The sequence below is a fragment of the Flavobacterium inviolabile genome, assembly GCF_013389455.1.
Classification (GTDB): Bacteria; Bacteroidota; Bacteroidia; order Flavobacteriales; family Flavobacteriaceae; genus Flavobacterium; species Flavobacterium inviolabile.
On the sequence record NZ_CP058278.1, the window covers coordinates 915,199 to 928,068 of the forward strand.

General features: G+C 39.2%; 9 protein-coding genes. 8 read left to right on the forward strand and 1 reads right to left on the reverse strand.

What is annotated here, in order from left to right:
- The first annotated feature begins 9 nt into the window (after positions 1-9).
- The 8 genes from HW120_RS04205 (at position 10) to HW120_RS04240 (ending at position 12,143) form a co-directional block, all read left to right on the forward strand.
- Positions 10-1,647 carry an amino acid permease gene (locus HW120_RS04205; protein ID WP_177731135.1) on the forward strand — a complete coding sequence of 546 codons (1,638 nt, stop codon included), beginning with the start codon at positions 10-12 and terminating at the stop codon, positions 1,645-1,647.
- A 249-nt stretch (positions 1,648-1,896) separates the two neighbouring features.
- Positions 1,897-3,057 carry a homogentisate 1,2-dioxygenase gene (locus HW120_RS04210; protein ID WP_177731137.1) on the forward strand — a complete coding sequence of 387 codons (1,161 nt, stop codon included), beginning with the start codon at positions 1,897-1,899 and terminating at the stop codon, positions 3,055-3,057.
- Between the two features lie 82 nt (positions 3,058-3,139).
- On the forward strand, positions 3,140-4,300 hold the full coding sequence (gene hppD / locus HW120_RS04215; protein WP_177731140.1) for a 4-hydroxyphenylpyruvate dioxygenase: 1,161 nt from the start codon (positions 3,140-3,142) through the stop codon (positions 4,298-4,300).
- 296 nt (positions 4,301-4,596) lie between these two features.
- Complete coding sequence (locus HW120_RS04220; protein ID WP_177731142.1) at positions 4,597-5,373, forward strand: DUF3108 domain-containing protein; 777 nt, start codon at positions 4,597-4,599, stop codon at positions 5,371-5,373.
- Complete coding sequence (locus tag HW120_RS04225) at positions 5,373-6,299, forward strand: tryptophan 2,3-dioxygenase family protein (RefSeq protein ID WP_177731144.1); 927 nt, start codon at positions 5,373-5,375, stop codon at positions 6,297-6,299. The genes HW120_RS04220 and HW120_RS04225 overlap by 1 nt, the downstream gene beginning before the upstream one ends.
- Before the next feature lie 26 nt (positions 6,300-6,325).
- A complete protein-coding gene (locus tag HW120_RS04230) occupies positions 6,326-7,555 on the forward strand; it encodes a M23 family metallopeptidase (protein ID WP_177731146.1) in 1,230 nt (409 codons plus the stop codon).
- On the forward strand, positions 7,556-9,166 hold the full coding sequence (pgi, locus tag HW120_RS04235) for a glucose-6-phosphate isomerase (RefSeq protein ID WP_177731148.1): 1,611 nt from the start codon (positions 7,556-7,558) through the stop codon (positions 9,164-9,166).
- 199 nt (positions 9,167-9,365) lie between these two features.
- Complete coding sequence (locus HW120_RS04240) at positions 9,366-12,143, forward strand: TonB-dependent receptor (RefSeq protein ID WP_177731150.1); 2,778 nt, start codon at positions 9,366-9,368, stop codon at positions 12,141-12,143.
- Positions 12,144-12,222: 79 nt separating this feature from the next.
- Here the strand turns inward: HW120_RS04240 and HW120_RS04245 are convergent, their stop codons facing one another.
- Complete coding sequence (locus HW120_RS04245) at positions 12,223-12,867, reverse strand: DsbA family oxidoreductase (RefSeq protein WP_177731152.1); 645 nt, start codon at positions 12,865-12,867, stop codon at positions 12,223-12,225.
- Positions 12,868-12,870 lie beyond the last annotated feature (3 nt).

Sequence of the window (12,870 nt, forward strand, 5' to 3'; positions counted from 1 at the left end):
ACTTATAATATGTCAATTTGGAAACGAAAACCTTTAGGACAATTGCTTGAAGAAGCATCCGAGTCTGAGAAGGGATTAAAGAAAACATTAACAGCCCCCGGATTAACTGCATTAGGAGTTGGGGCTATTATCGGAGCAGGACTTTTCTCTATTACAGGATTGGCAGCCGCTACAAATGCCGGTCCGGCCATTACAATTTCCTTTGTGGTAGCCGCTATAGGCTGTCTTTTTGCAGGATTGTGTTATGCGGAATTTTCATCGATGATTCCGGTTGCCGGTAGTGCCTATACGTATTCCTTTGCAACTATGGGTGAGTTTATCGCCTGGATTATCGGATGGGATTTAGTGTTGGAATATGCCGTTGGAGCAGCCACCGTTTCCATTAGCTGGTCGCGTTACCTCATTAAGTTTCTCGACGGTTATGGCATTCACCTCAGTGAGTCGTTAACACATTCCCCTTTTGAAGGCGGAATCATCAATATCCCGGCGGTTTTAATCGTAATGGTAATGTCTTTGGTTTTAATGAGAGGGACAAAAGAGTCTGCTTTGGTTAACGGAATCATTGTTTTACTAAAAGTGACCGTTGTTTTAGTGTTTATCGCATTAGGATGGCAGTATATCCGTCCGGAAAACTATACACCATACATTCCGACTAACACAGGGACATTCGGTGAATTTGGTTTTACAGGAATTATCCGTGCAGCAGCAATTGTATTCTTTGCCTATATTGGTTTTGATGCTGTTTCAACAGCCGCACAGGAAGCTAAAAACCCAAAAAGAGATATGCCAATCGGGATTTTATTATCCTTAACGATTTGTACCGTATTATATATTTTGTTTGCTCACGTAATGACGGGAGTGGTAAATTATTCCGCTTTTGCAGGTGCGGACGGTATTGCTCCGGTAGCAATTGCCATTGACCACATGGGAACAGCAGATGCTTCCGGAATGATTACTCCGGCTTTCCCATGGTTGAACAAAGCGATTATTTTAGCTATTCTTGCCGGATATGCTTCGGTAATTTTAGTAATGTTAATGGGGCAAAGCCGTGTTTTCTTCTCAATGAGTAAAGACGGATTAATGCCAAAAGTGTTTTCGGAAGTACATCCGAAATACAGAACACCTGCAAAAAACAACCTGTTATTCATGTTAATCGTGAGTTTGTTTGCAGCATTCGTACCGGCTAGAGTTGTTGGGGAAATGACGAGTATCGGTACCTTATTTGCCTTTATCCTGGTTTGTCTGGGTGTATTGGTAATGCGTAAAAAAATGCCGGATGCACCAAGAGCATTTAAAACACCATTAGTGCCGTTAGTACCGATATTGGGAATTTTTGTATGCTTGTTCATGATGGTATTCTTACCATTGGATACCTGGATTCGTTTGATTGTATGGATGATGATTGGTTTTGACCTTTATCTTTTCTACGGAATGAAAAACAGTATTTTGAACAAGGGAACGTTTGATAAGAGCAGCTACAAAGTAGTAAGCCTGTCCGGAATAGGGATGGTTATCGCTTTGGTAATTGTGGCTTTTGTTCACCACTCGAACCCTGAAATTGACGATACCTTCCTTTTTTACTTCTCCCTGGTATTCTCAGTAATACATGCTGTGATATATGCATTGAGTTATAAAAAGAACAAATAAGAACGTTTTAGTTTAAAATTCCCAAAAAAATGTCAGTAATGCTTTTTTTGGGAATTTTTATTTTAAGGGATTGTGATTAATTCCGATATTTGTATGATTATGAGTTTACATTGGGAAGGCTTATTAGGACTGTTAAAATACCTCATTAAGAGAAATCCGGAATGAGTGTATTGGTTTATGCTAAAATATTTCAACAGCGCTGAGCGAAAATCAGGATGCTATAGTTTAAATTTTTTAAATTAAAAAAATATGCCATTTTATCATAAATTAGGACAAATTCCACCAAAAAGACATACGATTTTCCGTAAACCAAACGGAGACTTATACTACGAGCAGCTTTTTGGAACTGTTGGATTTGACGGTATGTCAACCAATATGTATCACGAACATCGTCCGACACAAGTAAAAGAAATCCGCAAGCAATACAATGTTGCTCCTAAGATTGCAAAAGATAACAACATCCAGTCTTACCGGCTGAGAGGATTTCAGGTTCAGCCTGAAAATGATTATCTGGAAAGCAGAAAGGCCGTTTTAACGAATAGTGACTGTACTATTATACTTGCTGCTCCAAAAGAATCGACTCGTGATTATTTCTATAAGAATACAGATGCGGATGAAATGATTTTTATCCACAGAGGTACCGGGAAATTAAGAACGATGCTGGGGAATCTTGATTTTAAATATGGTGATTACCTGATTGTTCCGCGGGGGATGATTTATAAAATCGATTTCGATACAGACGATAACCGTTTGTTCATTGTAGAGTCAAGAAGACCTATCTATACTCCAAAAAGATACCGCAACTGGTTTGGCCAGCTTTTAGAACATTCTCCTTTTTGTGAAAGAGACATCCGTCGTCCGGAAGAACTGGAAACGTATAATGAAAAAGGCGACTTTGTAATCAAAGTAAAAAAGAAAGACGAGATTTTTGAAATGGTATATGCTACGCATCCTTTTGATGTAGTGGGATATGACGGATTCAACTATCCGTATGCTTTGTCTATTCATGATTTCGAACCGATTACAGGAAGAATTCACCAGCCGCCACCGGTACACCAGACTTTTGAAACGGATGCTTTCGTGGTTTGCTCTTTTGTACCCCGATTATATGATTATCACCCGGATGCAATACCGGCTCCTTACAATCACAGTAACATTGACAGTGATGAAGTACTGTATTATGTGGATGGTGACTTTATGAGCCGAAACGATATTGAGGCTGGGCATATTTCATTACACCCGGCAGGAATCCCGCATGGACCGCACCCCGGAGCTGTTGAAAGAAGCATCGGTAAAACCGAAACGCAGGAATTGGCCGTAATGGTCGATACTTTCAAGCCGTTAATGGTTACCGAAGAAGCAATGAAAATTGCAGACGATAAGTACTACCAATCTTGGTTAGAGCACTAATTCTTAGAAATAAAAAACAAACAACAAACATTTGAGCTATTCGTTAATTAATTAAGGAATAGCCGCTTAAAATATTATTACAATGAGTAAAGAAGTAAAATCAGTAGAATACGGATTAGAAAAAATATTTGAGGGCGCTCAGGATTTTCTGCCGCTTTTAGGAACGGATTATGTAGAATTCTATGTAGGGAACGCAAAACAGGCAGCACACTATTACAAAACAGCATTCGGATACCAGTCATTGGCTTATGCAGGATTGGAAACCGGTGTTAGAGACCGGGCTTCTTATGTTTTGAAACAGGACAAAATCAGATTGGTGCTGACAACGCCTTTAAATGCCGATTCGCCAATTAACGACCATATCGTTAAACACGGTGACGGAGTGAAAATTGTGGCACTTTGGGTTGAGGATGCAACAAAATCGTTCGAAGAAACTACAAAACGCGGTGCGCGTCCGTTTATGGAGCCAACAGTTGAAAAAGACGAGTTTGGTGAAGTAGTTCGTTCCGGAATCTATACTTATGGTGAAACGGTTCACATTTTTGTGGAACGTAAAAACTACAACGGTGTATTCTTACCGGGTTACAGAGCCTGGGAATCAGACTACAATCCGGAGTCGGTTGGATTAAAATACATCGATCACATGGTAGGAAATGTGGGATGGAATGAAATGAATACCTGGGTAAAATGGTATGAAGATGTGATGGGATTCGTAAACTTCCTTTCTTTCGATGACAAACAGATCCATACGGAATACTCCGCTTTGATGAGTAAAGTGATGTCTAACGGTAACGGACGTATTAAATTCCCGATCAACGAACCGGCTGAAGGTAAAAAACGTTCACAGATTGAAGAATATTTGGATTTTTATAACGGACCGGGTGTACAGCACATCGCTATTGCTACTGACGATATCATTTCGACAGTTTCCCAATTGAAAGCAAGAGGTGTTGAATTTTTATCGGCTCCGCCAAAATCATATTATGATGCTATTCCGGCAAGATTGGGTGAGCACATGGAAATGATGAAAGAAGATATTGCAGAACTGGAGAAGTTAGCCATCATGGTTGACGCGGATGAAGAAGGATATTTATTGCAGATCTTTACGAAGCCTGTTGAAGACAGACCAACGCTGTTTTATGAAATAATTCAGCGAATGGGAGCCAGAGGATTCGGTGCCGGTAACTTCAAAGCATTGTTCGAATCTATCGAAAGAGAGCAGGAATTAAGAGGAACTTTGTAAAAAAGGACTTTTAACTGAGAATATTTCAAAAACAATGCTTCAAAAAGGCTGTTTTTTGCTAATATTGTGTTAAAGTTAAAAATTGATTTGTAAATCAACAAAAACTGTATACCTTTGCACTCGCAAAAATGAGGCGTCATAATCCTCAGATTTGTGAAATAAATTTTCATAATTTATAGTTTTTTGGTTGGTTAATAGCATAAAAACTCAGTCATTCTTTTGGCTGAGTTTTTTTGTTTCTTATTTTTGGAACAGAAATTGTAACTTGTTATTTCGAATGTTAAAAAATGAGCCTCATGAAAAAAACGGTAATATTATTTTTCCTCCTGATAACGGCAGTTACTTTTGCTCAAAAAGACAGTGCTTACGCCGCCGGTGAATGGTTTAAGTTTAGGATTCATTACGGGATCGTAAATGCAGGTTATGCCACCATGGAAGTTCAGGAAGCAGTAAGAAATAATAAAAAAGTTTTCCATATTCTGGGAAATGGCTACACTACAGGAATGACAAAATTCTTCTTCAAGGTTGAAGACGATTATCAAAGTTATATAGACAAAGAAACCGGGAGACCGTACCAGTTTATTCGGAAAATAGACGAAGGCGGCTATAAGAAAAACCAGGAAGGCTTTTTTAATCAAACAAAAAAAACAGTTTTTGTTAAAGATTATGAAAAGAACACTGAAAAAACATTTTCAGTGCCGGAAAACGTGCAAGATATTGTATCTTCATTCTATTATTTGAGAAATCATCCCAAGATAGACAAGTTAAAAGAAGGCGAAGCCATCGTGATCGACATGTTTTTTGATGATGAAACATTTAAATTTAAGCTAAAATTTATCGGTAGAGAAGATATAAAAACTAAATTTGGGACCATTTCCACGATGGTATTCCGACCTTATGTTCAAGCTGGACGCGTTTTTAAAGAGCAGGAGAGTTTAACAGTTTGGATATCAGACGATGACAATCGTTTGCCGATCAGAGTGAAGGCGAGCTTGGCAGTGGGTTCACTGAAAGCGGATTTGGATGGATTCAAAGGACTTAAAAATTCTTTCAAAATTAAAGTTAACCAATAATGAAAATTACCCCGGAGATTCAAAATAAAATTGATGAAATAGATGCGAAATATCAGGCTATAAACCAAAAGACCGAAACCCATTTGGAAGGGATGCTTTGGTCTAAGCCGATAACGTATTGGGATTATATACAAACAGACCCGCTTTTGAGTCTGCAGGTTCAAAGAACCACGCTGCCTGATGAGATGGTTTTTATCATGTACCACCAGGTAAACGAATTGCTTTTCAAAATGATCCTATGGGAAATCAACCAGGTATCCCACTGCGAAAAGCTTACTACCTCGCTGTTTACAGACAAACTGATGCGCATTAGCCGTTATTTTGATATGTTAACCACTTCTTTTGATATCATGAAAGAAGGTATGGCAGTCGAACAATATTTAAAATTCAGAAACACCCTGACGCCGGCCAGCGGTTTTCAGAGTGCACAATACCGTTTGATAGAATTTGCTTCAACAGATCTGATAAACCTTATCGATCACCGTTTCAGAGCAACAATAGACCGAAACACGCCATACGAGCATGCTTTTGAGCATTTGTACTGGCAGGCTGCCGGAAAAGACTATAAAACAGGTGAAAAGTCCTATCTGATCAAAGAGTTTGAAAAGAAATACAAAAAGAGTTTCCTGGAACATATGGAGGAATTCAACACCATTAACCTTTGGAAAAAATTCAAACAGCTGCCGGAAAAAGACCAGCAAAACGAAGAACTGATACAGGCAATGCGCCATTATGACAAAACCGTAAACATTACCTGGGTAATGGGTCACTATAATGCCGCTGTTAAATATATTGAGAGTGTGCCGGGAACGCAGGAAGCTACCGGAGGAAGTGATTGGAAAAAATATATGTTGCCAAAATATCAAAGAAGGATATTTTTCCCGGAACTTTGGTCGGATATAGAATTGGAAAAATGGGGAGAATAAAAGAATAACCACAAAACCTACAAGAATTGAAGTATATTGCCATCATATTATTATTAACAACATTATTCGCCTGTAATAAAAAAGAGGAAAAGCAAGTTAAAGAAACAAAAGTAAAAAAAGAGAAAATCCTGGTAGAATACGGTTTTACTCTTAATGATTTTAAAGTCGTAAACGATACGATAAAATCAGGAGACAGTTTCGGAAAGATTTTGGGTGCCCAAAACTTTGACGCCGCAAAGATTCATGAAATTACAGAAAAAGTAAAAGACAGCTTTAATGTTCGCGATATTAGAATTGGGAAGCCATATACGCTACTGCAAAACAAAACGGCTCCGCATGATTTAAAGGTTTTTATCTATCAGCCGGATAGAATGACCTATTATGTGGTGGATCTGCGGGATTCTATTGCTGTGCACAAAAAACAACGTCCGGTTACGATAAAACGAAGAACGATTGCTGCGGCAATTGACGGATCGGTGTCCGAAACCTTGAAAAGAGCTGGAGTGGACGCTTCACTGGCACCGCAGTTATCCCGGATTTATGCCTGGTCTATTGACTTCTTTAAAATTCAGAAAGGCGATAAATTTGCAGTGACCATTAACGAAAAATACATCAGCGATACCATTTATGCCGGAGTAGAAAGCATTGATGCTTCCTATTTTGAATACAAAGGAAAAAAAGTATATGCCTTTCCGTTTAAGCAGGACCCGAATTCAAAGCGGGTGGACTATTTTGATGAAGAAGGAAAAGTGCTGAAAAATATGTTTTTGAAAGCGCCTTTGAAATTCGTGAATATTACCTCGCGTTTTACCAAAAGCCGTTTTCATCCGGTGCAGTTAAAATGGAAAGCCCATAACGGAACGGATTATGCAGCACCTACCGGAACACCAATCATGACAACCGCTTCCGGAGTGGTGGAACGAACAGGATATACGGCAGGAAACGGTAACTTTGTAAAAGTGAAACACAACGGAACCTTTGCCACACAATATTTACACATGTCGAAAATTTTAGTACGACAGGGACAACGGGTACAGCAGGGAGATGTGATTGGAAGAGTAGGAAGTACCGGACTGGCAACCGGCCCGCACGTGTGCTACCGTTTCTGGAAAAACGGGATACAGGTAGATCCGTTACGTCAGAAACTACCCAATTCCGAGCCTATGAGCTCAAAATACAAAGCGCGGTATATGGAATATATCAAGCCACTTAAAAAAGAATTAGACAGCGTTTCAATAGCTAAGTTTGGAGAATAAATGTTAGAAAATACGAATCCGACCGGAACAGTTGCATGGCAAAAATTGCGCGAGCATTTTCAGGACATGCAATTTGTGAAAATGCAGGAACTTTTTGCGAACGATGCCCAAAGAACGGAGAAATTCCATATTCTATGGAACGATTTTCTATTGGATTATTCTAAAAACAGGATTGAAAAAAAAACGCTTGACCTTTTAACAGCCCTGGCGGAAGAAGCCGGGCTGAAAAATGCCATCGCTAAATATTTTTCAGGAGATAAGATCAACTTTACAGAAAACAGAGCAGTATTGCATACGGCTTTGCGGTCTGCCGAAAAAGAAATACTTGTTGACGGGCAAAATATTATACCGGAAATTCATGCGGTAAAAAACAAGATTCAGCTTTTCTCGGAGCAAATTATTAACGGTGAAAAGAAAGGATTTACCGGTAAGGCTTTTACCGATATTGTCAATATTGGCATTGGCGGTTCCGACTTAGGGCCGGACATGGTTGTAGAAGCTTTAAAATTCTATAAAAATCACCTTACGTTACACTTTGTTTCGAACATTGATGGCGATCATGTTGCCGAAAAAATAAAAAACCTGAATCCGGAAACTACACTATTTGTGATTGTTTCCAAAACATTCTCTACGCAGGAAACGCTTACCAATGCCGAAACCATAAAAGAATGGTTTTTAAATTATGGCCAGCCGGAAGCTATTGCAAGTCACTTTGTAGCAGTTTCGTCAAATCTTGACAAGGTAGCCGGATTTGGAATTGCGGCTGAGAATGTCTTTCCGATGTGGGACTGGGTAGGCGGCCGATTCTCGCTGTGGAGCGCCGTTGGCTTATCAATTAGTCTTGCTGTAGGATATCCAAATTTTGAAAAACTATTAAAAGGCGCCAATGAAATGGATCTGCATTTCAAAACGGCGGCTTTCGATCGCAATATTCCGGTTGTTTTAGGATTGCTGAGTATCTGGTACAATAACTTTTTTGAAGCAGAAACGGAAGCGATTATACCGTATTCCCATTACCTGCAAAAACTGGTGCCGTATCTGCAGCAGGCATTTATGGAAAGCAACGGAAAACAGATTAACAGAGAAGGCTATCCGGTGAACTATCAAACCGGAACAGTTGTCTGGGGCGAACCGGGCAGTAACTCCCAGCATGCTTTTTTCCAGTTAATTCATCAGGGAACAAAACTGATTCCTGCTGATTTTATCGGTTTTGTAAACTCGCTGCACGGCAATAAAGACCATCATGACAAATTGATGTCCAACTTTTTTGCACAAACGGAAGCACTTCTTAACGGTAAAACGGAAGAAACGGTGAAAAAGGAAAGTAATGTTCCGGAATTTCTGGTGCCTTTCAAAGCATTTGACGGTAACAGACCTACGAATACACTGTTAATTAATGCGCTGACTCCCGAATCTTTAGGAAGTCTGATAGCGATGTATGAACATAAAATATTTGTTCAGGGCGTGATCTGGAATATATTCAGTTACGACCAGTTTGGCGTTGAATACGGGAAGTCATTAGCCACTACAATACTGAAGGAAGTGACTGAAAATAAAATAGATAGTCATGATTCGTCTACAAAATTTCTCTTAAAGCATTATTTGAAATAGGTTTTTACTATTTTTTGGAGTAAAAAAATCAATAGTCTTTATTTTTAAGGTTAAATTAAAGTTAAAAAATGAATTATTCTCTTTTAGCGAGTGAATAATTGATAATACTTCAAAGTATTAACGTTTATTAACATTAATATAACTTTAGGAATCAATAAAACTTTGAACTTTGCGGAAAATTTAAAAACACAACTGCAACATGAGAACTCTGAAAAATTGGCTACTGCTTGCGCTAATAACGTTAGTGTCAACAGTTTCTTTTTCACAAACAAAAATTACAGGTACTATCATTGATGGAGAACTAAAAGGCACTTTACCGGGAGCCAGCGTTCTTATCAAGGGAACTACTGAAGGAACTACTTCTGATTTCGACGGGAAATTTACGTTAAGCACTACAGCAACAACCGGGGAAATCGTTATTTCTTTTATAGGATATGCAACAAAAACGGTTGCTTTTAAAGCGGAAGCCGGCAAAACAGTAAATCTTGGGAATATCGTAGTACAATCGGACTCCAATACTTTAGAAGATATCGTTGTTAAAGCGGGTGTTGCCGATATCGCAAAAGACAGAAAAACACCGGTTGCCGTTTCTACAATTAAGGCAGCTGAAATTCAGGAAAAATTAGGAAATAAAGAATTTCCGGAAATCTTAAACAGTACACCATCGGTTTATACTTCAAAACAAGGGGGTGGTTTTGGTGACTCAAAAATCAATATTCGTGGTTTCGACCAGCGCAATATTGCCGTTATGGTAAATGGTATGCCGGTTAACGACATGGAAAACAGTTCTGTTTATTGGTCAAACTGGGCGGGACTTTCCGATGTAACGTCTGCTATGCAGGTACAAAGAGGTTTAGGATCTTCTAAACTGGCGATTTCTTCTGTGGGAGGAACGATCAACGTATTGACAAAAACATCCGACTTAAAAGAAGGTGGTTCAGTGTCGTCAATGGTAGGAAACAATAATAATCTGAAATTACTGGCAACCTATTCTACCGGAAAAATGAAAAACGGTCTTTCTGCAGCAGTGCTATTCAGCAGAACAAGCGGTGACGGTTATGTAGATGCAACCAAATATGAAGGATACAATTATTTCATTGGTTTAGGCTATGAAATAAACGACAAACACGATATTCAGTTCACTTTTACAGGTGCACCGCAATGGCACGATCAACGTAGTAATGCCCCAACAATTGCAGAGTACCAGAAATATAGCAAAGACGGTGATCCTAACATTCGTTACAATGGTGACTGGGGTTATCTGAACGGGAAAGAATATTCATTCAGAACCAACTACTATCACAAACCGGTAGCGTCTATTAACTGGGATTGGAAAATCTCTGATAATATGAAATTATCCTCGGTATTCTACGGTTCATGGGGACGTGGAGGAGGATCTACAGTAACTGGAGGTATTAATAAATTCCGATACAATGTAAGCGAATTGAGAAATGCAGACGGATCAATCAATGTTGATAATATTTATGCATACAATTCCGGACAGACCGTTTATATTAATGGTATGCCTTATACCAGAACCATGATTAACGGACAATACCAAAATGATTCCAGTACACCGGGAGCAACCAATACCTCAAACGGTATTTCTAAAATATCCTCTGTTAACTCTCACAACTGGTACGGAAGTATCATTAAATTAAATACAAAATTCGACGAGAAATGGTCAATGGATTTTGGGGTTGATTTAAGAATGTACAAAGGAATGCACTACCAGGTATTGAATGATTTATTAGGAGGTGATGTATTCAACAACAGAACTTCAGATATCAACAATCCACAGAAATTATTCACAACAGTATACAATACAAGACCAAACGGAAATCCTTTTTCGGATACCAGCTACCAGCAGGCAATTAACTTCAACAATGATGGCGATGTAAACTGGTATGGTGCTTTTGCTCAGGTGGAGTATAATGTGGAAAACTTCTCTGCTTTTGTTCAGGGAGCGATTTCAAACCAGGGCTTTAAAAGAGTAGATTACTTCAAATATCTGTCATCAGATCCGTTATCGTCAACACCGTATGAAAACATATTGGGAGGAAACGTTAAAGCAGGTGCCAACTATAACATTAACGAGCAGCACAATGTGTTTGTAAATGCAGGTTATTACTCAAAACAACCATTCTTTAACGCGGTTTATCCGGGTAATGCGAGTCTTGTAAACCCGCTTTTAACAAACGAGAAAATTACAGGTTTTGAAGCAGGTTACGGTTTCCGTTCTTCAATCTTCAATGCAAACGTAAACGTGTATCATACAACCTGGAAAGACAGAAACCTGAGATCAACAGATTTCAGTACAAGTAACCCTGGTGGATATTATGATTTTACAGGACTTACAGAAGTTCACATGGGTGCTGAATTGGATTTCACCGTTAAAGCTACCGATAAATTAAAAGTGAATGGTATGTTCTCTTACGGAGACTGGTTCTATAAAGGAAACAGTGCCAGTAAAAACTACGATGTTAGCAATAACCAGGTAGGAGCAGACGGAATCGTATATCTGGATAAAGTAAAAGTAGGTGATGCTGCACAGATCACAGCGAGCTTAGGTGCTTCTTATGAAGTGGTAGAACGCTTAAAAGTGGATGCAAACTACAGATATGTAGATAAATTATATGCTGCTATCGATCCTACGGCTTTCTCTAAGGAAAACAATAAAGGATCTTTGGAATTGCCATCTTTCGGATTGGTAGACACAGGATTGTCTTATAAAATGTTAGTAGGCAAAGACAAAGCAAACTCGGTTAACTTCAGAGTAAATGTAGATAACTTATTTGACAAAATATACATCGCTGAATCAAGAACAAATATCCATGCTACGGATAATGTGAGTTCTGCTGCAGGTGCGCCTACATATCAGGCTGCCGGAAGAACCTATCAGGGTGTAGCAGATGCGAACCAGGTATTCTTCGGATTCGGAAGAACATGGAACGTATCTATTCGTTACGACTTTTAATTCGCAATCGTTCATAATGAAAAAAACCTCCCGGTCGCAAGATCGGGAGGTTTTTGATTTTATAAAAAGTATGAAACGCTTAAAATTGGTTTTCTTCCTCAAAAACGCCCTGTAAGGTCTCTAAAAAATGTTCGGCAGGCTGAGCGCCCTTAACGGCATATTTGTTGTTTAAAACGAAATAGGGAACCGAATTGATGCCGTATTCGTATGCCTGCTCCTGATCGGCTTTTACTTCCTCGGCAAATAAGCCGTTATCATAAACATTCTGGATATCGGAAGCCGACAGTCCAAAACGTGTTCCGATAGCAATCAGCTCCGGAATGGCATCGATATTTTTTCCTTCTGTAAAGTAAGCGCTGAATAGCGCGCCTTCAACCTCATTCTGAACCCCTTTCGTTTTGGCGAAAGCAGAAAGCTGATGTGCGCGGAAACTGTTGGCAGGAACGGCTTTTTCAAAATGAAAATCCAGTCCGGCATCTTTGGCAATGGCCGTTGCATGGTCATGCATCCTTTCGGATTCTTCCACGCTGATTCCTTTTCTGTTTGCCATACTTTCGGCAGCAGAAATAGTAGTATCGGTAACCGCTTCCGGATCCAGCTGAAAAGCCCTCCAGATTACCGTTACCTTGTCTTTGTGCTCAAACTGAGCCAGTGCCTTTTCAAATTTTGTTTTTCCGATATAACAAAAGGGACAGCGAATGTCACTCCATATTTCTATTTTCATAAA